Genomic DNA, 20,923 nt, shown 5'->3' on the forward strand with positions numbered 1-20,923 from the left:
GATGAGCTTGGACGAAGCCGCTCTTTGGGAGCGACTCGCGCAATCACGACGGGCTCCTCTGGAGCCTGACTGGCTGGGGGGGGTGTACTCCCCCAGCCTTTCTGCTGAGCTGCGCTGGGCCCTCTGCGAAAAACTTGGAATGCTGGCGGAACGTGGCTGGCCGGAGATCGAGCAGCTTCTGCAGAGCCACGGGGCTCAGAAAGAGCTGGTGATGGCAGCTGGTCTTTGCCACCAGACCCAAGCACGGGATTGGCTGCTCACCATGCTGGACAACGCATCGGATGACGACGATGACAACTTGGTTGTCGTTCAGGCACTGGGATGCTGGGGATCTGAGATTCCAGGCTCGGTGATCAGCCGTTGCCTGAACCATCCCGGCCAGCAGCAACGCCTTGCCGGTTTGCAACTGTTGAGCTTTCGGGCACACCGTCTCAGCGACAGCGAACTGTTGACGTTCTGCGACGGTGCGATCAGGGATTTTCGAGATCCCGTGGTGGTGGCGGCCATCCGCGTTCTTCAGCGCCGTGATGGTGAATCGATCAGCGCCCGCCTGGCAGAAATCTGCCAATACGGATCCATCACTGGAGCAGATGCAGCCTTCCGCGCTCTTGGTTGCATCGCCACTCCGGCGAGTCGGCACCACTTGATGGAGTTAAGCCAGACCCTTGAAGATGATGAACGTCGTGAACTCGCAAGTCGCGAGCTGAAGCAGCAATTCCGGCAATAAAAAAGGGCTCAGCGATGCTGAGCCCTGGTCGATAAACCCCCTCAATCAACCGTTGATCACCACTTCTTATAAGGCAGGAACTTCCCGCACATGGTGATCTCCACGCGATCACCCTTGGGATCTTCGACTTTTTCCACATCCAAGGTGAAATCAATAGCACTCATGATGCCATCACCGAACTTTTCCTGAATCACATCTTTCAAAGGCATTCCATAAACCTGCATGATTTCATAAAAGCGATAAATCAGCGGGTCAGTCGGAATCACCGGTTCGAGACTTCCCTTGGTGGGGAACTCCTGGATCGCAGCAGTCATTGCCGGGTCGAGAGAGAGCAGTTCTGCCAGCTTCTCAGCCTCTTCTTTCGATGCAGTCGCTTGTCCATAAAACAGAGAGGCCACCCAAACCTCATCGAGACCCATGGCCGCCTCGAGATCAGCGAAGCTGAGACCCTTGGCTTTCTTGGCAGCCATCAGAGTGGCCGTCACCGTGGCCTGCGTGGGCGCGGCCAGCGACGGAGTAGACATGGCGGAAACAGTCATGCTTAAGAGAAACAACAGTGCACTGCTTCAATGCAGCATTCCAAGGTGGAATGTCTCAGCAGCGGCTTGACTGTTGCGTCATCATTGATCCCAAAATGCAGCAATAACTACCAAAAACAGAGTTCGATTCCGAAACATCCGTCACATCCGTGAGCCCTTGAAAACTGGTGAAATGGTCGAGTGATGCTTGTAGGGCGATGAGTGAACTGTTCCGATCCATCTCCTCTCTGTTTCTCAGCCAACACCTCCAAACACAACCGGCGACCAATCTCGTTCTGGAACGCCTCTACTACGCGGATGGCCGTCACAACCCCAGCCATCCACGCCATGGCAGTTTTGATGGATTGAGTGTCTTACCCACGGGTTGAATCGATTGGTAACAACCACTACCTCCAAAGGCCCAGGCGCTCCTGAACACTGCCGTCAGAGACTTGCCCGCGGGTGACCAGCACAGTGTTGAGCGGTCGCGAGCGGTTCAAGCAACACCTGCGCAAGGTCGGCAGCGGCGAGCACACCAGCAAGGGCATGAGCCGTGAGGAGGCCGCTGACGCTCTCAACCTCATGCTGGAGGGTGAGGCGACACCGGCACAGATCGGTGCTTTTCTGATCGCCCACCGCATCCGACGGCCAGAGCCTCAGGAACTGACCGGCATGCTCGACACCTACCGGATCCATGGCCCGGTGGTGAGAAGCAAGGCCGATCAGAGGTCTCCGCTGTGCTTCGGCATGCCGTTCGACGGTCGGACGAGAACCGCACCGATCTACCCGCTCACAGCGCTGGTGCTGCTGGCCTGCGGCCAACCGGTTGTTCTGCAGGGCGGCAACCGCATGCCGATCAAGTACGGCGTCACGGCGATCGACCTGTTCCGAGCCCTCGATCTCGAGCTCGGTGGTCTACCCCTCACAGCTGTGCAGGACGGATTCGACCGCAACGGTTTTGCACTGATCCATCAGCCGGATCACTTCCCGATCGCCGAAAGCCTCATCAGTTACAGAGAGGAGCTGGGAAAACGCCCCCCCGTCGCCAGCCTTGAACTGCTGTGGACCCCTCATGAGGGTGAGCATCTTCTGGTGAGCGGCTTCGTGCATCCCCCCACGGAAAGCCGAGCCTGGGAAGCCCTGAAACTCGCCGGAGAAACCGATCTGCTCACGGTGAAAGGACTGGAAGGCGGAACGGATCTTCCGATCGGCCGGGCCTGCATCACCGCTCGGGTCAGAAACGGTGCGGCGGAACGCCTGATCCTCCACCCCCGCGATCACGGCTGCCACGACGCCGATGTCGAATGGTCCGACGAAACCACCTGGAAGACCCAGGCCCTGGACGCCCTTGGAAACAGCGGCCCCCTCCGGGATGCCGTGCGCTGGAATGCCGGTGCCTACCTGTGGTTCTCAGGGATCAGTGAAACGCTGGATGCAGGGGTGTCGCGCGCCGAGGCCTCGCTGCAGGACGGCAACGCCATGGACTGTCTGGATCAACTGCAGGGCTGGCGGAGCAACCTTTCCATCCGGTAGCGCTCGAAGGGCACCCCGCCGATCGTGATCGATTCGGAGGCCAGGACCAGCCAACCTCGCCGCTCCAACAGAGGTCGGCTCAGCTGGCTCGCCTCCGTTCGAAGCCGTTCCAGGCCATCCGATCTGGCATCGTCCTCAATCTGCGCCAGCAGGGCACTGCCATGGCCCCGACGGGCCTCCCGACCGCGGCAATACAACAACGACAAGCGATCTCTGGGATCGCGGATGGCGAACGCGGCATCCGTCCCGCTGATCCAGCCGTGCCCCTCCCTCAGCGTCCGATCCAGGACGCCCGGCAACCAGGCCAGAGCAGCCCAGGCCCTCACCTGCTCAGGGGTATAAAGCAGCGCTGCCTGGGTTTCGATCGCATCCGCGTAGATCTCCCGCAGCAGCTGGTGGTCGCCGGAGTGGATCGGTCGCAGGGCCATGCCGTTGGCCTGTGGGAATGTGAGTCTCCTCGACTCACAGCCCCCTTGCAGCGTCTCCGCATTCCCACCCTGCTGAGCGCCTTTCTGACGCTGCTGAACGATCGACTCAGCGAAAGCATCGTGTTTCCGTTGTTGCCGTTCCTGCTGGCTCGTTTTGCGCCGGACGGCCGCACCCTCGGACTGTTGGCCGGCAGTTATGCCCTGGCTCAGTTTCTCGTCACACCGCTGATCGGTGCACTCAGCGACCGCCATGGGCGCCGCCCGGTGATCGCCATCTGCGTCGCCGGTTCGGTGGTCGGCCTGGGACTGTTCGCACTCACGATCAGCCTGCCCTGGTCTGAGGGGGCATCCATTCCACTGCTGCTGCTGTTCGCTGCACGAATCATCGATGGCATCAGCGGGGGAACCGCAGCCACAGCAGGCGCCGTGCTGGCGGATATCAGTCCTCCGGAGCGACGGGCCCGTGCCTTCGGACTGATCGGTGTGGCCTTCGGCCTCGGGTTCATCGCCGGACCGTTCCTCGGGGGTCGCCTGGCAGGCATCAACGTCTCGCTGCCGGTCTGGGTGGCGACGGGCTTCGCCCTGCTGAATCTGGCTGTGGTGCTGAGCCTGCTGCCGGAAACCCATCCGCTGGAAGCGCGGCGGACCCTTCCCGACCGGCGTGCCCTGAACCCCTTCGCGCGGATCGGCACCGTGATGAGCCAGGTCAGCGTCGGCCGGCTGTGCACCAGCTTCTTCCTGTTCTTTCTGGCCTTCAACGGCTTCACAGCGATCCTTGTTCTGTATTTCAAGCAGCGCTTCAACTGGGGGCCTGAACTGGCCACCACAGCATTTCTGGTGGTCGGCGTCGTCGCAACGGTTGTACAGGGAGGCCTGATCGGCCCTCTGGTGAAGCGGTTTGGAGAATGGCGATTGACCCTGCTCGGCCTGGGACTGGTGATCGCCGGTTGTCTGATGATTCCGGCTCTGGGTTCGGCGGATCAGCCCGGAACGATTTTTCTTGCTGTCGGCATCCTGGCCTTCGGAACTGGCCTGGTGACACCGAGCCTGCGCAGCCTTGTGTCCAGACGGCTGGGGGAGGAGGGGCAGGGTGCCGCTCTCGGAAGTCTCCAGGCCTTGCAGAGCCTCGGCAGTTTTCTCGGACCGCCTCTGGCAGGTCTGAGCTACGACCTGATCGGCCCTGCCAGTCCCTTCGCAGGCGCCGGCCTGCTGCTGCTGATCGTGATCGCTCTGGTCGCAGGAAGTCCTCTGCCGATGCGTCAGGAGAACAGTGTCAGCAGCTCATGATTGCTACGTTTCGCGGGACGGCGCGTTGCGACCAACAACCCCACCATGAGTGCAGCTGTCCTCCCCAAGAATGCCTACATCAACCGGGAACTGAGCTGGATCGCCTTCAACCAGCGTGTGCTGGCTCAGGCACTGGATGAACGCACACCACTGCTGGATCAGGCCAAGTTCAGCGCCATCTTCAGCAACAATCTCGACGAATTTTTCATGGTGAGGGTGGCCTCCCTGAAATCCCAGGTGGAGGCAGGCATCACCAGCCCCAGTGAAGACGGCAAAACGCCGCTGGAGCAGCTACTCACGATCCGCGAACACCTGATCCCCCTGCTGCAGCAACAGCAGGATCACTACCGGCTGCATCTGAAGAGCGAGCTGCTCAAACACAAGGTGCACCTACTGGATTACGTCCAGCTGAACGATGCCCAGAAGAGCTGGGTTGACGACACCTTCCATACCTCGGTGTTCCCCTTGCTGACGCCCCTGGGAGTGGATCCGGCCCACCCCTTCCCGTTCGTCAGCAACCTCAGCCTGAACGTCGCAGCGATCATCCACGATCCTGAAACCGGAGAACGTCAGTTCGCGCGGGTCAAGGTGCCCCAGAAGAATCTGCCCCGATTCGTCGCGATCCCATCGGAACTAAGCGATGCCGAACCGGCACCGATTCACACGGCGATTCCCCTTGAACAGGTGATCGCCTTCAACCTGGAGCTGCTGTTTCCCGGGATGACCGTTGAAGGGCATTACTTCTTCCGGGTCACCCGCGATGCCGACCTCGAACTGCGTGACCTTGAAGCCGACGATCTGATGCTGGCTCTGGAGCAGGGGCTGCGCAAACGCCGCATGGGAGGAGAGGTGGTGCGGCTTGAGGTTCCCAACGAGATGCCGGAAGACGTGGTGGAGATGCTGATCACCGGTCTCGCCGTCGAGGAAGAGGACCTTTACAGAATCGATGGCCCCCTGGGACTGGATGATCTGTTCGGACTGACGAGCCTGCCGCTGCCTCAACTGAAGAACAAATCACACACCGGATTGACCCCGGCAATGCTCGCCAGATCACAGCAGCACCTGATCGAGGAGGGTGCCATCAAGCCGGAGGAATTCGAGAACATCTTCGCGGTGATGCGTCAGCAGGACATCCTTCTCCACCACCCATACGAACTCTTCTCCACCACCGTCGAAGAATTCATCAACCAGGCAGCCGACGATCCCCAGGTGATGGGGATCAAGATGACGCTGTATCGCACCTCAAAGGATTCACCGATCATCGCGGCTCTGATCCGCGCCGCTGAGAACGGCAAACAGGTGATGGCCCTCGTGGAACTGAAAGCCCGCTTCGACGAAGACAACAACATCCAGTGGGCACGCCATCTGGAACGTTCCGGAGTCCATGTCATCTACGGAGTGCTTGGCCTCAAAACTCATACAAAGATTGTTCTCGTTGTTCGTAAGGAGCAAGACAAGCTACGTAGTTACGTCCATATCGGAACAGGTAATTACAATTCAAAGACGTCAAAGCTCTACACAGACCTGGGTCTTCTCTCAACCAGAACCGAGCTCGGTCAGGACCTTGTGGAGCTGTTCAACTACCTGACAGGATTCTCAAAACAACAGAGCTTCCGTCGCCTGCTGGTGGCACCGGTCACCCTGAGGAAGGGGATGGAGTCGCTGATCCGCCGTGAGATCGAACATTCCCGGGAGGGCCGGCAAGGGCATATCAAAGCCAAGATGAACTCCTTGGTGGACTCCGAAATCATCAATCTGCTGTATGAAGCCTCTCAAGCAGGGGTGACGATCGAACTGATCATTCGGGGGATGTGCAGCTTGTACCCGGGTCGCGAAGGAATGAGTGAAACAATCAGCGTTGTGAGCATCATCGGTCAATTTCTCGAGCACTCACGCATCTTCTGGTTTGCCAACGGTGGCGCGCCGGAGGCCTACATCGGCAGTGCCGACTGGATGTCGCGGAACCTCGACCGCCGCGTCGAAGCGGTGACACCGGTGGAAGAACCTGAACTGCGCCTGAAGCTGGAACGGCTGCTGGAGCTGTATCTGAGAGACAACCGAGGGGCCTGGGACATGCAGAGCGACGGAAGCTTTGTGCAACGACGACCGAACCAAGGAGAGGACGAGCGTAATTCCCAGTTGCAGCTGATCGAGCAGTGGAGCCGGGGCATCGAGCTGTCTTGATCGGATGACATGAAGAAGCGCAAAGTTACTGTGCCTGGTGTTACTGGATTGCACGAGACATCCCTCATCACCTGAGGAAAATTGCAACCCGATCAACAAAAAGGGGGGATTGATGGGCGACTGCTGAAAATCTTCGGATTCGAAGGAGTTGATCGGCAGTATGAGTGCTAAATTCAGCGCAAATCTATTTCAGGAGACCAGGGTGATGGGGATCCCTCTGGAATCTTCCGATACGACTGAAAAGTCGAAACGGAAGGAACCTGCATTGCCGTCCGCAGGACGGCGATCATCTACGCGTCAGGGTGGTCGTCTGGCCACTGATTCCATCGGTTTTTATCTCAGCAGCATCGGGCGTATCCCATTGCTGACTGCAGCCGAGGAAATTGAGCTTGCTCACCATGTCCAGGACATGAAGCAGCTTCAAGAGCTTGCTGAAGACGAACTGACAGCTCGACAGCGCCATCGCATCCGAATGGGCAAACGTGCCCGAGACCGCATGATGGCTGCCAATCTCAGGCTCGTCGTGAGCGTCGCCAAGAAATACCAGAATCAGGGCCTGGAGCTTCTGGACCTGGTTCAGGAGGGAGCCATCGGCCTGGAGCGCGCGGTCGACAAGTTCGATCCGGCCATGGGTTACAAATTTTCCACCTACGCCTACTGGTGGATCCGTCAGGGAATGACCCGGGCCATCGACAACAGTGCCCGCACCATTCGTCTGCCGATTCACATCAGCGAGAAGCTTTCCAAAATGCGGCGCATCTCCCGTGAGCTGTCGCATCGCTTCGGTCGTCAACCGAACCGTCTGGAGCTGGCTCACGCCATGGGAATCGAACCTCGGGAGCTCGAGGATCTCATTTCCCAGAGTGCTCCGTGCGCCTCTCTCGATGCCCATGCCCGCGGGGAAGAGGATCGCAGCACCCTTGGCGAACTGATCGCAGATCCGAACGGTGATGAGCCGATGGAAGGAATGGATCGGAGCATTCAAAAGGAACATCTGGGCGGTTGGCTATCCCAGCTCAATGAGCGCGAACAGAAGATCCTGCGCCTGAGGTTCGGCCTCGGTGGTGAAGAGCCACTCACCCTTGCGGAGATCGGTCGACAGATCAATGTTTCCCGGGAAAGAGTGCGTCAGCTGGAAGCCAAAGCGATTCTCAAACTGAGAACCATGACCAACCACCAGCAAGCAGCCTGACAACCATCAGCTCAATTCAAAACGAGTGGATCTCAGTTGTGTGCGATAACGGTGTTGCAATTCAGGTTGTCTATCGATCAACTTTTCAAGTATTCGATAGCGACGCATTGTGAATGACTGACCTTCACTGATCAGCTTTTTCAAGCCAAGGCGTCTGACAAACCAAGAATACGACCACTGATAATAGATTTGATGCCACCAATTGATTCGGTATTCTATCGGATCTCCATGGAAACGTCCCAGATCTTCTCCATCAACCTCAATGCAATATCCGTAACGATTATCTTTGATGGGCTGACGATTATTTCGATGCAAGCGCCCTTTCACGAGAGAAGCGCAATATTCATCATGGCTTCTGAACACTCTATGGTAAACAAACCATGGTTCAAATTTACCCGACAACCTCTCAAGATCTGAACTGGAAACTCGTTTGCGCGTAGCGTTGAGCTTTGGAGAACTACCATCACTCAATCGGAAATCAGCCTGGTGTGATTTTTTCTGATAAACATTAAAAGTATGAATTTTAGAGCCCTTAACAGCACCATTAAGTCGACACATCGATTTCATCTGGCACATTTTCTTCATCCACAGTGATCTGCTCAAAACAGGTGAAAATGAAGGGCGCTGCAAAGAAGGAAGATCCGAATGCCATAGAAAAGAAACAACATCTGCTCTTTGATTTTGGCGCAATAAACTGCGAATACCCGTCCCAAACTCAGCTGGCATCAGATACTCGTCGATATCCAGAAACAGAAGGTGCGAGAATTTGCGAGATGCCTTTTCATTCTTGATTGCGTGATCGTACATGGCTACTTGAAAAGATTTCTTTGCCTTCATTGATAACCGCAGCAATTCATCAGCCTGGACAAATTTAACGCGATCCGAAGATGCAGAAATTCGGCGAATAATGCGATAACTATTGTCTGTAATGCCATTCATATAGATCTCAATTTCATCAACACCAAGATAAAGATGGTGAAAAATCCATTCCGCGAGATAGGGGGCTTCGTCTTTGGCAATGGCAACCAACTTGAGAGAGAGCATCGCCACCAAAAGCATTGTTTTTATGTTAACACAAACAAAGAGACATTGATTGTGGTAAAATACATATAACAAAAAGCTTGATCATGTTACCTGAAAAGCCGCCTAAAATTTTTGTCATCGGACATCATAAAATCGCGACACGCAGCATTGATCGGTTATTCCGCTGGGACGGGTATCCAACAATGCATTGCCGGAAGGGAAAAATTGCTCGAACAATGCTCACCAACCTTCGCCTGTTCAGACCACTTCTGCATGGCCTGGAAGATATACAAGTCTTCAGCGATATGGAATATGTCAGCTCTGATGGTGAATTGTTTTTTGGATACCGCCTTTTTCCCCAGCTGGATTATCACTACCCTGGCTCGTATTTTATTTACAATTACCGCAAGGTTGATGATTGGATTAAATCTCAATTTACCCACAGAAACAAGGCACTTGGCTCCTATACACGCCGATACAAAAAGGCACTCAAGAAGCTTCTCAATGTCAACTCAATAAGCGATCAACAGCTGGAGCAGCACTATCTTGATTGCTGGTCCCAGCATGAAAAAGATGTGAACCAATACTTCAGCGACCGCAACAACCTCATCCGGCTCGACATCACCAATGCTGACAGTAAGTCAGAATTCATTGATGCCATTCGTAAACTGAATTATCAGATTTCTCGAGACGATCTTCCTTATGTCGGAAAGACCAAAAAGAAAGCAACCTCTACCAGCACCAACTCAGACCCGCAGCAACCTTGAACCCTGCAGAACTAAGCATCATCCTCAAGTTGCTGATCATTGGCAGCTGGATCGTATCGCTGCTCTGCATCGCTGACCTGGTCAGGCGACTCGGCGACAATGATGGTGAGCTGAGTCGCAAGATTGTCCACATCGGAACAGCCGCCATCATTCCGATGGCATGGACTTTTGAACTATCAAAAATCCTGATTGTGAGTTGTGGAATTGTCGTGACAACGCTCACTCTGATCAACCATCGTTGGCGACTGCTCAAGAGCATCGAAGACATTGGTCGACGAAGTTTTGGAACCAGCGCCTATGGACTTTCGATCACACTTCTGGTGGCTCTGCTCTGGCCTGAACGAGCAGACGCCGTCACCGCCGGAATTCTTGTGATGGGCATCGGCGATGGATGTGCCGGCCTGATCGGTCGTCGACTGAACAGCCCTCGCTGGACGTTGTTCGGCCAGACGAAGTCCCTTGCAGGCACAGTGACCATGGCACTCGCTTCAGGCCTGTGCCTGATCGTTCTCGCTCTCAGCACCCAGGCTGCGATTTCAGTTCCGACTCTGCTGCTCATCAGCGGCAGTGCCGTTGTTCTGGAACAGTTCAGCTTCGCGGGGATCGACAACCTTTCGGTGCCGATCGGCGTTGCACTGCTCTGGCAACAGCTGATCCGATGAGATCGATCAGACCATCACCGTTGAGCGGCGAGTCGCCACAGCCTCTGCAAGACAACCAAGCAACTGCTGGGTGGTCTCGATGCTGATGCAGGCATCCGTGATGCTCTGGCCGTAAGTGAGCTCTGACAGATCACCGGAGAGCTTCTGATTTCCCTCAACCAGATGACTCTCGATCATGACGCCCATCAGATTGGAGGAGCCTTCACGAACCTGATCGGCAACCGATTGCAGCACCTCGCCCTGGCGCCGGAAATCCTTGTTGGAGTTGCCATGGCTGCAATCCACCATGAGGCGATCTGAGAGTCCGGCACCCGCCAGTTCGGCTGCCGCATCCTGAACGGCTTCGAGGTGATAGTTGGTGCCGCGGTTGCCGCCGCGCAGCACCAGGTGACCATCTGGATTCCCGGTGGTGCTCACGATCGAAGCGTGACCATCCCGGTTGATGCCGAGAAAATGATGGGGCTTCGATGCCGCCCGCATCGCATTGATGGCGATGGTGGCACTGCCATCGGTGCTGTTCTTGTAGCCGATCGGCATGGACAGGCCGGATGCCATTTCACGGTGCGTCTGACTTTCCGTGGTGCGGGCCCCGATCGCCGTCCAGCTGATCAGGTCAGCGATGTACTGCGGCACCACCGGATCGAGAAGTTCGGTGGCGGCGGGCATCCCCTCCCGCGCCAGATCCAACAGCAGCCCGCGGGCCCGACGCAATCCGCTGTTGATGTCATAGGAGCCGTCGAGGTGGGGGTCGTTGATCAAGCCCTTCCAGCCCACGGTTGTTCTCGGCTTCTCGAAGTAGACCCGCATGACCACTTCCAGCTCTGCAGCATGGGTCTGACGCAGAGGCGCCAGACGGCGGGCGTACTCGCGGGCCGCTTCCACGTCATGGACCGAACAGGGCCCGACGATGACCAGAAGCCGCTGATCCTCCCCCCGCAGAATCGCCTGAATGCGTTGTCGAGCGGATGCAACGGTCTCGGTTGCGCTGGCGTCGATCGACAGTTCTGCGTGAAGAAGAGCCGGTGCCACCAGCGGACGCGTCTCCACCACATGCAGATCGGAGGTGGCGGCCATCGAGCAGCTTCAAACCGGTCCAAGGCTACGCACCTCTGAACCGAAGGACAGACCCGTCTCCATGAAGAATGGACTTCCGCATCGTCTCGTCCCTTCGCATGCTGAGCACCTACCGCGCGCTTGCCGCTGAACGCGAAGCCCAGGGTGTTCCGCCGCTCCCCATGACGGCTGAACAGACCAGTGCGCTCACCGAGCTGTTGCAGGACCCTCCGGCTGGGGAAGAGACGACCCTGCGAGAGCTGCTCGTGGATCGCATCCCCCCCGGGGTGGACGAGGCGGCCTATGTGAAAGCCACCTGGCTCAGCGCCGTGGCCCAGGGGGAGGCCACCAGTCCCCTGGTCTCGCCGCTGGAGGCCACGCGCCTGCTTGGAACGATGGTGGGGGGCTACAACGTGTCGGCCCTGATCGAGCTGCTCCAGCACAGCGATGAGCAGCTGGCCGGCTGCGCCGCTGAAGGCCTCAGCCGAACCCTGCTGGTGTACGACGCCTTCAACGAGGTGATGGAACTGGCAGCCAGCAACCGCTTCGCCAAGCAGGTGGTTGACAGCTGGGCGGCGGCCGAATGGTTCACCTCAAGGCCGGAACTTGCCGAAACGATCACCGTGACGGTGTTCAAGGTGGAGGGAGAAACCAACACCGACGACCTCTCCCCGGCCACCCACGCCACCACACGCCCTGATATCCCCCTTCACGCTCTGGCGATGCTGGAGACTCGGGACCCCGATGGCCTGAAGACCATCGCCTCTCTCAAAGAGAACGGTCACCCCGTGGCCTACGTGGGCGATGTGGTGGGCACCGGCAGCTCCCGCAAGAGCGCCATCAACTCCGTGCTGTGGCACACCGGCGATGACATCCCGCATGTGCCCAACAAACGGGCGGGTGGGGTGATCCTCGGAAGCAAGATCGCACCGATCTTCTTCAACACCGCTGAAGACTCCGGGGCTCTGCCGATCGAATGTGACGTCACAAGCCTGAACACCGGTGATGTGATCACCATCCGTCCCCATGCCGGCACGATCGAAAAAGACGGCGCGGTGGTCAGCCGGTTCGAACTGAAGCCCAGCACCATCAGCGATGAGGTTCGTGCAGGCGGCCGCATTCCCCTGATGATCGGCCGCGCCCTCACCGACAAAGTGCGCGCCAAGCTCGGCCTGGCACCCTCCGATCTGTTCATCCGTCCCAGTGCACCAGCGGACACCGGAAAGGGCTTCACCCTGGCCCAGAAGATGGTGGGCAAAGCCTGCGGTCTCACCGGCGTGCGTCCCGGTACCAGCTGCGAACCACTGATGACCACCGTCGGCTCCCAGGACACCACCGGGCCGATGACCCGGGACGAGATGAAGGAGCTGGCCTGTCTGGGATTCTCCTCCGACCTGGTGATGCAGAGCTTCTGCCATACCGCCGCCTATCCCAAGCCGGTGGACCTGCAGACGCAGAAGGATCTGCCCGACTTCTTCGCTCAGCGCGGCGGCGTCGCCCTTCGCCCCGGCGACGGAATCATCCACAGCTGGCTCAACCGGATGCTGCTGCCCGACACGGTGGGCACCGGTGGCGACAGCCACACCCGCTTCCCCCTGGGCATCTCCTTCCCAGCCGGTTCCGGCCTGGTGGCCTTCGCCGCGGCCATCGGTGCCATGCCTCTGGACATGCCCGAGTCGGTGCTGGTGCGGTTCAGCGGCTCGCTGCAGCCTGGCGTCACCCTGCGGGATGTGGTGAATGCGATCCCATGGGTGGCCATTCAACGCGGGCTGCTCACCGTGGAGAAGGCCAACAAAAAGAACCTGTTCAATGGCCGGATCATGGAGATCGAAGGTCTCCCCGACCTCAAGCTCGAGCAGGCGTTCGAACTCACCGACGCCAGTGCCGAGCGCTCCTGCGCCGGCTGCACGATCAAGCTCTCCGAGCAGACGGTCAGCGAATACCTGCGCAGCAACGTGGCGTTGCTCAAGAACATGATCGCCCGCGGTTACAGCGATGCCCGCACCCTGGCCCGCCGGATCAAGGAGATGGAAGCCTGGCTGGCCAACCCCCAGCTGCTGAGTGCCGATTCCGATGCGGAGTACGCCGAAGTGCTGGACATCAACCTGGATGAACTGACCGAACCGGTGCTGGCCTGTCCCAACGATCCGGACAACGTGAAGCTGCTCAGTGAGGTGGCCGGTGATCCGGTGCAGGAGGTGTTCATCGGCTCCTGCATGACCAACATCGGCCACTACCGTGCTGCGGCCAAAGTGCTGGAAGGCGCCGGCAGCAACAAGGCCCGTCTCTGGGTCTGCCCCCCGACCCGCATGGATGAGGAGACCCTCAAGGCCGAGGGCTACTACGCCACCTTCGAGGCAGCGGGCTCACGCATGGAGATGCCCGGATGCTCCCTGTGCATGGGCAATCAGGCACGGGTGGAGGACAACACCACCGTCTTCTCCACCAGCACCCGCAACTTCAACAACCGTCTCGGCAAGGGTGCCCAGGTGTATCTGGGAAGCGCTGAGCTGGCGGCGGTATGCGCCCTGCTGGGACGCATCCCCACAGCTGAGGAATACCGCACGATCGCGGCCGAAAAGATCGACCCCCTCTCCGGTGAGCTCTACCGCTACCTGAACTTCGACCAGATCGACGGATTCGCAGATCAGGGACGGGTGGTCAGCTCGGATGCGGAAGCAGCAGTGCTTGCAAACGCCTGAACAACCCCCAACACGTGCCTTCCCCGAGCGAACCGAAACAGCGACGTCACCACCTGGGCTCCAGCCGCAGCATTCGCACACTGCTCGAGCGGCGCTGGCTGGTGGTGGTGCTGGCCCTCTCGCTCACGGGCCTCGGCGCTGCGATCACAGGACTGCTGTTCAAAGGAGGCATCAACCTGCTCCGGGACTGGCGCCTGGAACTGCTGAACGAACTGCCCGCCTGGGTGGTCCTGCCAGCGCTGGGGGGTGTCGGCGGCATGGTTTCCGGCTGGCTGGTGACCAATTTCGCTCCAGCCGCCGGTGGCGCCGGCATCACTCACATCATGGGGTTTCTTCGCCACAAGTCAGTGCCCATGGGCCTGAGGGTGGGCCTTGTGAAACTGATCGCCGGCATCATCGCCATCGGCAGCGGCTTCCCACTCGGTCCTGAGGGACCTGCCGTGCAGATGGGTGGTTCCGTGGCCTGGCAGATGTCGCGTTGGTTGAAGGCTCCGGTCGCCTTCCGGCGCGTCATCGTCGCCGCCGGCGGTGGGGCCGGGATCGCAGCAGTGTTCAGCGCACCCATCGGCGGCTTCATCTACGCCATCGAGGAACTGCTTCACTCGGCCAGGCCGGTGGTGCTGCTGCTGGTGATCATCACCACCTTCTCCGCCGACACCTGGGCTGACGTTCTGGGGTACCTCGGTCTCAGTCCAGGCTCTGGAGGACTGGATGGAACGGTCGGATTTCAGGTGGAGCGCGAATTCTCTCCCCTCCTGAAATTTCTGCCGATCGATTTTCTGTATCTGATCGCTCTCGGTGCTGTGATCGGACTGCTTGCAGAGCTCTACTGCCGCTACGTGCTGACCCTGCAGCGCCATGGCAACAACTGGTTCGGCAGTCGTCTGATCCTGCGCATGTCCCTCAGCGGTCTGTTGCTGGGCGGGGTCTATGCCGCTCTCCCACAGACGTTCCACAACCCTGCGGAACTGCACCATCTGATCGGGGAGGGAACCGCGGACGTGAGGCTGGCGCTCACCAGTTTCGTTGTGCTGTTCTTCAGCACAGGCCTGGCCGCGGCCTCGGGAGCCCCGGGGGGATTGTTCATGCCGATGCTGACCCTGGGTGGTGCGATCGGACTCGCCTGCGGTGGCGGCGTGGAAGCCCTGACGGGTCATGTCCCCACCACGTACGTGTTCGCCGGGATGGGGGCTTTCGTGGCGGGCTGTTCCCGCACACCGATCTCGGCGATGTTTCTGGCCTTCGCCCTCACCAAGGATCTGCTCATCCTCAGGCCGATCATGGTGGCCTGCCTGATGAGCTTTCTCGTGGCCAGGCTCTTTGACCACCGCTCGATCTATGAGCGTCAGATGGGCATGGAACTGGATGCGGAGAACCGGATGCAGACCCGCCTGGATCGGCAACGACGGCCGTTCACCGCGCCACCGAGACCGGCATCCAACTCTGGAGACGAACGCTGAACCAGGAAACGCTGCTGTTTGAGCGGGCAGTCCCGGACAGCGATGCCCTCAAGGCGGTGCTGGCCTTCCCGAGCACCTATTCGGTGGGCATCACAAGCCTCGGCTACCAGATCGTCTGGGCAACCCTCGCCCAGCGTGCGGATGTGGACGTACGCCGGCTGTTCACGGACCAGTCGGATCCGTTGCATCGACACATCGATCTGTTCGGTCTGTCCCTCAGCTGGGAACTGGATGGACCCGTTCTGCCGGAGCTGCTGCGGAACCAGCGCATTCCGATCTGGGCTGTCGATCGAAGCGACGCCGACCCGATCGTGTTCGGCGGGGGGCCGGTGCTGACCGCCAACCCCGAACCCCTTGCACCGTTCTTCGATGCCGTGCTTCTGGGAGATGGCGAACTGCTGTTGCCCGCCTTCATCGATGCCCTGCAGAGCTGCCGGCAGGCTCCCAGAGCCGAACGACTGCGACGGCTGGCCGGAGTTCCGGGGGTCTACGTCCCGAGCTTGTATGCCCCGCGGTACCACCCGGATGGAACGCTGCTGAGCGTGGAGCCCATCGATCCGGATCTGCCATCGGTGATCGAGAAGCAGACCTGGCGAGGCAACACCCTGAGCCATTCCACGGTGATCACACCGGAAGCCGCCTGGCCGGACATCCACATGGTGGAGGTGGTGCGCAGTTGTCCGGAACTCTGCCGCTTCTGTCTGGCCAGCTACCTCACCCTGCCGTTCCGCAGCGCATCACTCGATGACGGACTCATCCCGGCGGTCGAGAAAGGCCTGGCGGCGACCCGGCGGCTTGGGCTGCTGGGAGCCTCGGTGACGCAGCACCCGCAGTTCGATGATCTGCTGACCTGGCTGGACCGGGACCGGTTCGATGACACCCGCGTCAGCGTCAGTTCCGTGCGGGCCGCCACGGTGACTCCGGAGCTGGCACGGATTCTGACGAAGCGGGGCAGTCGCTCCCTCACCATCGCCATCGAAAGCGGCAGCGAACGCATGCGGCAGGTGGTGAACAAGAAACTGAGCACCGAAGAGATCCATGCGGCCGCCAGTCACGCCAAACAAGGAGGGCTCCGTGGACTCAAGCTGTATGGAATGGTCGGACTGCCGACGGAGACGGACGATGACGTGGACGCCACGGCCGACCTGCTGCTGACCCTGAAGAAGAACACGGCAGGGCTGCGCTTCACCCTCGGTGTCAGCACCTTCGTGCCCAAGGCCCAGACGCCGTTCCAGTGGCAGGGCGTCAGACCGGAAGCGGACAAACGACTGAAACGACTGGCGAAACGGTTGAAGCCGAAGGGAGTGGAGTTGCGACCGGAAAGTTACGGCTGGAGCGTGATCCAGGCCCTGCTGTCGCGCAGCGACCGGCGTCTTGCCCCGGTGATCGCCGCGGTTGGCGAAGCCAGGGAAAGCATGGGTGGCTGGAAAAAGGCCTACCGCGCCGCTCTCAATGGCGAACTGGAGCCCATGCCGGGCCACGCTTCACCGCCACCACCCCCCTGGCGGGATGTGATCGAGGAGAACTGGGACGCCTCACGAACCTTGCCCTGGACGCATCTCCGGAGTGCGATCACCCCGGAGCGTCTGCGGGAGCATCACGATCTGGCGCTGCCTCCAGATCACCGTGCTCCCGGATGAAGCCGTGCAGGCCTGACAGCAGCACCCAGCCGAGGATGTTGAGCCGGCTGTCGAAGAAGGGCAGATCCGTGGCGTGCATCGCCACCAGAACCAGCACGGCGGTCCACCAGCCCCGTTCCATCGGACCCCGGCGAAGCATGCCCCGTTTCAGCGCCACCACGATCAGCGCCAGAACGGTGCCCACCAGCAGCACCGCCACCGGGAGACCGTGGCTGACCGCCAGCTCCAGGGGGAGGTTGTGGGAATGCCCGTGCCATTTCCTTTGGGCATGGATCGGATACAGAACGCTGAAGGCCGCCGCACCCCAGCCCAGCCACGGCCGCTGAGCGATGAGCTCAACCCCGTAACGCCACTGGGCCACACGGGTGAGGCTGTCCGTGGACTGCCCCTCCACCAGGCGCTGTCTCAGGCCGGAGGGCAGCAGACCCTTTGCCCACTGCTGAAGAGCGTCGGGAACACCCGGAAGCACCGCCAACGCCAGAGGCATCGCGGCCAGAAGCAGCAGAGGCAACAGCCACCACCACTGCATCGGACCCAGGACCCAGGGAAGCGCCAACGGCAACGCCCCCATGGCATTACGGGAACGGGTGAGCACCACGGCAGCCACCAGGGCTGATGCCAGAAGCATCGCGATGGCACGACACCAGAGTGGATCCCGACGACGCAGCACAGCCGCCAGTGAGAGCGGCCAGATCACAGCGAGCCAGGCGCCCGCGACATTGGCGTAATCAAACAGACCGGAGAGCCGGCCTTCGGGATGGCCTCCGGGAGCCACAAACCAGACGATCCCACCACCGAGAAGCTGCCACGGGCCGGACCAGCCCAGCAACATCTGACCGAAACCCGTGATCAGCACGGGAACGGTTCCGGCCAGAAGCACACGCGCAGCCAGGCGACGCTGGTCGGCGGAGCGCACATAAGGCTGAAATGCCCAGAAGCCCCAGATGAATGGAAGCCAGTTGCCCAGGCCAGCCCAGGCAAGAGCCCCGGTCTGCGAAACCAGGCAGCCGATCAGCATCAGCATGCCGGCCAGCAGCAACGGCAGGATCCAGGGATCCCGCCAGATCGGCTGATCGCGACCACGACTGCCGCTCAGGCAAGCCACGAACAGGAACAGTGCCGCCAGCAGAGCGCTGGAGGGCAGCAGAAACAGTCCGAGAAGAAAGCAGCGACCTGCGAAACCGGTGAGGTCCTTTCCGAGAAAACGCTCTTTCACGCAAAAACGGCCGTGCGCCCCCGATAGACCATCACCTGGCGGCACAGGTGCAGTCGCAAGGCACGGGCGAGAGCCAGTCGCTCGGTATCACGACCCTTGCGGATCAGATCGTCCACTTCGTCGCGGTGACTCACATGGGCAATGGTCTGTTCAATGATCGGGCCAGCATCAAGGTCTTCGGTGACGTAATGGGCCGTGGCACCGATCAGCTTCACACCGCGCTCCCAGGCACGGTGATACGGCTGCGCTCCCTTGAAAGCCGGCAGGAAGGAGTGGTGAATGTTGATCACCTCGGAAAAGCGGCTGAGAAAGTCACCGCTCAGCACCTGCATGTACTTCGCCAGCACGGCCAGGTCGATGGCGTGATCCTGGAGCAGCTGCAGCATGCGCTGTTCCGCCTCCGGCTTTGTCTCCCGGGTGACAGGCACCCACTCGAAATGAACACCGAAACCGGTGCACAACGCCTCGAGGTCGGGATGATTGGCGATCACCAGGGGGACCCGCATGGGCAATTCACCGCTCTGCACCCTCCAGAGCAGATCCTGAACACAATGGCTTTGCCGGCTCGCGAAGATCGCCACCCGAGGCAGCTCATCCGAGAAATGCAGCTGAGCCTGTCCATGCAGTCGTTCCGCCAGAGCAGCCGCAGACTCCGGCAGTGCCTGACGGGAAATGCCGAAACCGTTGAGCATCCACTCGATCCGGCTGAGGAACAAACCTGCACCGGCATCCGTGTGATGGTCGGCATGACGGATGTTTCCTCCGTTAGCGGCCACCCACCCGGCCAGCTCGCTGACCAGCCCTGGACGATCCGGACAGATCAGCTGAAGGATGACCGTAGGCTCGCTCACGACTACAGACTGAAAAGCAAATTCTCCCGCGCTGAAACCGCTGGTTAAAGTCTCAAAGGTTTTTTCCTGACCATGCTGAAGGCCCTGCGACGCCTGGCCGTCATCTGCCTCTGCGTCACGTTGAGCCTGGGTCTGTTGGCCCCGGCTTCTGTCAACGCCGCCGGCATCAAACCTGACGATCTGGCGGTGATCCGCCGTCAGGCCGCTGCGTTCGAAGCCACCAAGTCGCGTCTTCCGGATCTGGCCCGGTTGGTGAGCGCCGAGGACTGGGTCTTCACCCGCAACCTTCTGCATGGACCGATGCAGGAGGTGGGCCGCGAAATGCTCTACATCAATCAGCGTCTGGATCGGTCTGAGCGCAAGGATGCAGACAAGATCGCCCGCAAGCTGAAGGAAGCCCTGGCTGATCTTGATGAAGCGGCACGTCTGCAGGATGGATCCCGCCTTCAGCGCTCTTACAGCGCCCTGGCAGCCAGCTTCGACGCCTACTCCGATGTGATCCCGGCCGAGGCCTTCAGCTGAACCGAACGATTGCCGTTGTCGGTGCCGGCGTTGTCGGCGCCGGCGTGGCCTGGCACCTGGCACGACAAGGCCACCGGATCACACTGATCGATCCAGGCCTTGAAGAACCGCTCGAACGCACCAGCGGTGACGGGAACCATCTGACGGGAACCCGTGCATCGCTGGGCGTTCTCATGGGAAACGTGTTCCGGCGTTCGAGTGGTCGCGGTTGGCGGCTCCGGCAAAGAAGCATGGCGCTCTGGCCCTCGTGGGTCTGCGCACTGCAGCGGCAGGAACCGGAACTGATCCTGGAGACACCGCTGCTGCAGCTCGCAGACGGTGATGAAACGCTCGGCCGCATGCGGAAGCTTGCCGACACCAGGTCAGCCTGCGGACTCTCCCTGCTTGAGCGGCACCAGCTGCAGGCCGTCTGGCCAGGCGTCACCCATGGGGGACTGCTCTCGGAACGGGATGGACGCATCAACCCGCTGGTGCTGCTGAAAGCTCTGCGAAAGGCCCTCGCCGATCTGCCGGTGACTGGGGTGGCCGCTGCTGTGGAGACGATCCGTCGCGCCAAGCCCGGACAAGGAGGTGGCTGGCGGCTGGGCTGCCATGACGGGAGTTGCCTGCATCAGGACACCGTCGTGATCTGCGCGGCGCTGAACAGTCCTGCTCTCCTGGAGCCACTGGGCCATCCACGCCCGATGCAGCCGGTGCTCGGACAGGCTCTGAGACTGGAGATCACATCCGGGCCGACGGACTGGATGAGCTGGCCAGCCGTCCTGGTGCATCGGGGATACAACCTGATTCCCGATGGACACGGTCATGTGCTGCTCGGCGCCACCGTGGAACCCGGCGAGCGATCAGAGCCGGAACCGCTGCAACTGATGCGCCATCTCGAAGACTCAGCACCCGAGTGGCTGCGAAACGCCAAGGTGCTGGAACACTGGAGCGGACTGCGGGCCAGACCGGTGGAGCGACCGGCACCCTTGCTGGAACGGCTGGAACCAGGGCTGCTGCTGGCGACCGGCCACTACAGAAACGGTGTTCTGCTGACACCTGCCACCGCGGAATGGGTCGAACAGCACCTGGAAGATTCGGTATCAATGATTACCAGGTCTTAAATCAGCCTTGGACTCGCCTGCATAGCTTCCGGAAGGTTCAACCTCTGTACCCACA

At 60.1% G+C, this 20,923-nt stretch carries 19 protein-coding genes; 13 read left to right on the forward strand and 6 right to left on the reverse strand.

Features of this window, described 5'->3' with window-relative positions; genetic code table 11:
- Nucleotide 1: 1 nt before the first annotated feature.
- Nucleotides 2-727: a phage capsid protein gene (locus KR49_RS07965; RefSeq protein ID WP_043693843.1), complete on the forward strand. Its 726-nt coding sequence runs from the start codon at nucleotides 2-4 to the stop codon at nucleotides 725-727.
- Nucleotides 728-783: 56 nt separating this feature from the next.
- Here the strand turns inward: KR49_RS07965 and cynS are convergent, their stop codons facing one another.
- On the reverse strand, nucleotides 784-1,236 hold the full coding sequence (gene cynS, locus KR49_RS07970) for a cyanase (protein WP_371257669.1): 453 nt from the start codon (nucleotides 1,234-1,236) through the stop codon (nucleotides 784-786).
- Nucleotides 1,237-1,463: 227 nt separating this feature from the next.
- Between cynS and KR49_RS07975 the strand changes: the two genes are divergently transcribed.
- Both KR49_RS07975 and KR49_RS07980 read left to right on the forward strand, forming a co-directional pair.
- Entirely contained in the window at nucleotides 1,464-1,634 is a 171-nt protein-coding gene (locus KR49_RS07975; RefSeq protein ID WP_043693846.1) for a hypothetical protein, read from the forward strand.
- A gap of 73 nt (nucleotides 1,635-1,707) precedes the next feature.
- The gene (locus tag KR49_RS07980; protein WP_043693850.1) at nucleotides 1,708-2,778 is read left to right on the forward strand and encodes an anthranilate phosphoribosyltransferase family protein; all 1,071 of its coding nucleotides are present in this window, start codon (nucleotides 1,708-1,710) and stop codon (nucleotides 2,776-2,778) included.
- Here KR49_RS07980 and KR49_RS07985 read toward each other — a convergent pair.
- On the reverse strand, nucleotides 2,739-3,206 hold the full coding sequence (locus KR49_RS07985) for a GNAT family N-acetyltransferase (protein WP_043693853.1): 468 nt from the start codon (nucleotides 3,204-3,206) through the stop codon (nucleotides 2,739-2,741). The two genes, KR49_RS07980 and KR49_RS07985, sit on opposite strands and share 40 nt — an antisense overlap.
- 45 nt (nucleotides 3,207-3,251) lie before the next feature.
- On the opposite strand from KR49_RS07985, the gene KR49_RS07990 reads away from it, so the two are divergent.
- The 3 genes from KR49_RS07990 to KR49_RS08000 all read left to right on the forward strand — a co-directional run bounded on the left by KR49_RS07990 (nucleotide 3,252) and on the right by KR49_RS08000 (nucleotide 7,869).
- Nucleotides 3,252-4,493: a tetracycline resistance MFS efflux pump gene (locus KR49_RS07990; RefSeq protein WP_043693856.1), complete on the forward strand. Its 1,242-nt coding sequence runs from the start codon at nucleotides 3,252-3,254 to the stop codon at nucleotides 4,491-4,493.
- A 45-nt stretch (nucleotides 4,494-4,538) separates the two neighbouring features.
- Nucleotides 4,539-6,677 carry a polyphosphate kinase 1 gene (ppk1, locus tag KR49_RS07995; RefSeq protein ID WP_043697128.1) on the forward strand — a complete coding sequence of 713 codons (2,139 nt, stop codon included), beginning with the start codon at nucleotides 4,539-4,541 and terminating at the stop codon, nucleotides 6,675-6,677.
- Between the two features lie 205 nt (nucleotides 6,678-6,882).
- The gene (locus KR49_RS08000; RefSeq protein WP_043693859.1) at nucleotides 6,883-7,869 is read left to right on the forward strand and encodes an RpoD/SigA family RNA polymerase sigma factor; all 987 of its coding nucleotides are present in this window, start codon (nucleotides 6,883-6,885) and stop codon (nucleotides 7,867-7,869) included.
- A 6-nt stretch (nucleotides 7,870-7,875) separates the two neighbouring features.
- Here KR49_RS08000 and KR49_RS13345 read toward each other — a convergent pair whose 3' ends face one another.
- Nucleotides 7,876-8,913, reverse strand: a complete 1,038-nt coding sequence (locus tag KR49_RS13345; RefSeq protein WP_253912866.1) for a glycosyltransferase family 2 protein — start codon at nucleotides 8,911-8,913, stop codon at nucleotides 7,876-7,878.
- 83 nt (nucleotides 8,914-8,996) lie between these two features.
- Between KR49_RS13345 and KR49_RS08010 the strand changes: the two genes are divergently transcribed.
- Both KR49_RS08010 and KR49_RS08015 read left to right on the forward strand, forming a co-directional pair.
- Entirely contained in the window at nucleotides 8,997-9,659 is a 663-nt protein-coding gene (locus KR49_RS08010; protein ID WP_156957165.1) for a hypothetical protein, read from the forward strand.
- Nucleotides 9,660-9,868: 209 nt separating this feature from the next.
- Nucleotides 9,869-10,321: a diacylglycerol/polyprenol kinase family protein gene (locus KR49_RS08015; protein ID WP_253912734.1), complete on the forward strand. Its 453-nt coding sequence runs from the start codon at nucleotides 9,869-9,871 to the stop codon at nucleotides 10,319-10,321.
- Nucleotides 10,322-10,327: 6 nt separating this feature from the next.
- Here the strand turns inward: KR49_RS08015 and KR49_RS08020 are convergent, their stop codons facing one another.
- Nucleotides 10,328-11,395 carry a 3-deoxy-7-phosphoheptulonate synthase gene (locus KR49_RS08020; protein WP_043693869.1) on the reverse strand — a complete coding sequence of 356 codons (1,068 nt, stop codon included), beginning with the start codon at nucleotides 11,393-11,395 and terminating at the stop codon, nucleotides 10,328-10,330.
- Between the two features lie 98 nt (nucleotides 11,396-11,493).
- Here KR49_RS08020 and acnB point away from each other — a divergent pair, with 98 nt between their 5' ends.
- From acnB to KR49_RS08035, 3 genes are read left to right on the forward strand one after another with little or no spacing between them, the layout of a single operon-like run.
- Nucleotides 11,494-14,076 (forward strand): bifunctional aconitate hydratase 2/2-methylisocitrate dehydratase, encoded by a 2,583-nt coding sequence (gene acnB, locus KR49_RS08025; RefSeq protein WP_043697134.1) that lies wholly within the window; start codon nucleotides 11,494-11,496, stop codon nucleotides 14,074-14,076.
- Nucleotides 14,077-14,090: 14 nt separating this feature from the next.
- Nucleotides 14,091-15,536, forward strand: a complete 1,446-nt coding sequence (locus KR49_RS08030; protein ID WP_043693872.1) for a ClC family H(+)/Cl(-) exchange transporter — start codon at nucleotides 14,091-14,093, stop codon at nucleotides 15,534-15,536.
- A gap of 56 nt (nucleotides 15,537-15,592) precedes the next feature.
- A complete protein-coding gene (locus tag KR49_RS08035; protein WP_043693874.1) occupies nucleotides 15,593-17,176 on the forward strand; it encodes a radical SAM protein in 1,584 nt (527 codons plus the stop codon).
- On the opposite strand, the gene KR49_RS08040 is transcribed toward KR49_RS08035, so the two are convergent.
- On the reverse strand, nucleotides 17,109-18,392 hold the full coding sequence (locus tag KR49_RS08040; protein WP_052378213.1) for an O-antigen ligase: 1,284 nt from the start codon (nucleotides 18,390-18,392) through the stop codon (nucleotides 17,109-17,111). The two genes, KR49_RS08035 and KR49_RS08040, sit on opposite strands and share 68 nt — an antisense overlap.
- Nucleotides 18,389-19,243 carry a formyltetrahydrofolate deformylase gene (gene purU, locus KR49_RS08045; RefSeq protein ID WP_043693877.1) on the reverse strand — a complete coding sequence of 285 codons (855 nt, stop codon included), beginning with the start codon at nucleotides 19,241-19,243 and terminating at the stop codon, nucleotides 18,389-18,391. The genes KR49_RS08040 and purU overlap by 4 nt, the downstream gene beginning before the upstream one ends.
- A 72-nt stretch (nucleotides 19,244-19,315) precedes the next feature.
- Here purU and psbQ point away from each other — a divergent pair, with 72 nt between their 5' ends.
- Complete coding sequence (gene psbQ / locus KR49_RS08050) at nucleotides 19,316-19,765, forward strand: photosystem II protein PsbQ (RefSeq protein ID WP_043693881.1); 450 nt, start codon at nucleotides 19,316-19,318, stop codon at nucleotides 19,763-19,765.
- A gap of 44 nt (nucleotides 19,766-19,809) precedes the next feature.
- Complete coding sequence (locus tag KR49_RS08055; RefSeq protein WP_371257622.1) at nucleotides 19,810-20,868, forward strand: NAD(P)/FAD-dependent oxidoreductase; 1,059 nt, start codon at nucleotides 19,810-19,812, stop codon at nucleotides 20,866-20,868.
- Nucleotides 20,869-20,923: the final 55 nt, after the last annotated feature.

Origin of the sequence: Synechococcus sp. KORDI-49 (assembly GCF_000737575.1) — a bacterium.
Classification (GTDB): domain Bacteria; phylum Cyanobacteriota; class Cyanobacteriia; order PCC-6307; family Cyanobiaceae; genus Parasynechococcus.

Bases quoted from the DNA above. Each gene is read 5' to 3' on its own strand.
- KR49_RS07965 (WP_043693843.1), top strand. From the start codon at position 2: ATGAGCTTGGACGAAGCCGCTCTTTGGGAGCGACTCGCGCAATCACGA.
- KR49_RS07975 (WP_043693846.1), top strand. From the start codon at position 1,464: ATGAGTGAACTGTTCCGATCCATCTCCTCTCTGTTTCTCAGCCAACAC.
- KR49_RS07985 (WP_043693853.1), bottom strand. From the start codon at position 3,206: ATGGCCCTGCGACCGATCCACTCCGGCGACCACCAGCTGCTGCGGGAG.
- ppk1 (WP_043697128.1), top strand. From the start codon at position 4,539: ATGAGTGCAGCTGTCCTCCCCAAGAATGCCTACATCAACCGGGAACTG.
- KR49_RS08000 (WP_043693859.1), top strand. From the start codon at position 6,883: ATGGGGATCCCTCTGGAATCTTCCGATACGACTGAAAAGTCGAAACGG.
- KR49_RS13345 (WP_253912866.1), bottom strand. From the start codon at position 8,913: ATGCTCTCTCTCAAGTTGGTTGCCATTGCCAAAGACGAAGCCCCCTAT.
- KR49_RS08010 (WP_156957165.1), top strand. From the start codon at position 8,997: ATGTTACCTGAAAAGCCGCCTAAAATTTTTGTCATCGGACATCATAAA.
- KR49_RS08020 (WP_043693869.1), bottom strand. From the start codon at position 11,395: ATGGCCGCCACCTCCGATCTGCATGTGGTGGAGACGCGTCCGCTGGTG.
- acnB (WP_043697134.1), top strand. From the start codon at position 11,494: ATGCTGAGCACCTACCGCGCGCTTGCCGCTGAACGCGAAGCCCAGGGT.
- psbQ (WP_043693881.1), top strand. From the start codon at position 19,316: ATGCTGAAGGCCCTGCGACGCCTGGCCGTCATCTGCCTCTGCGTCACG.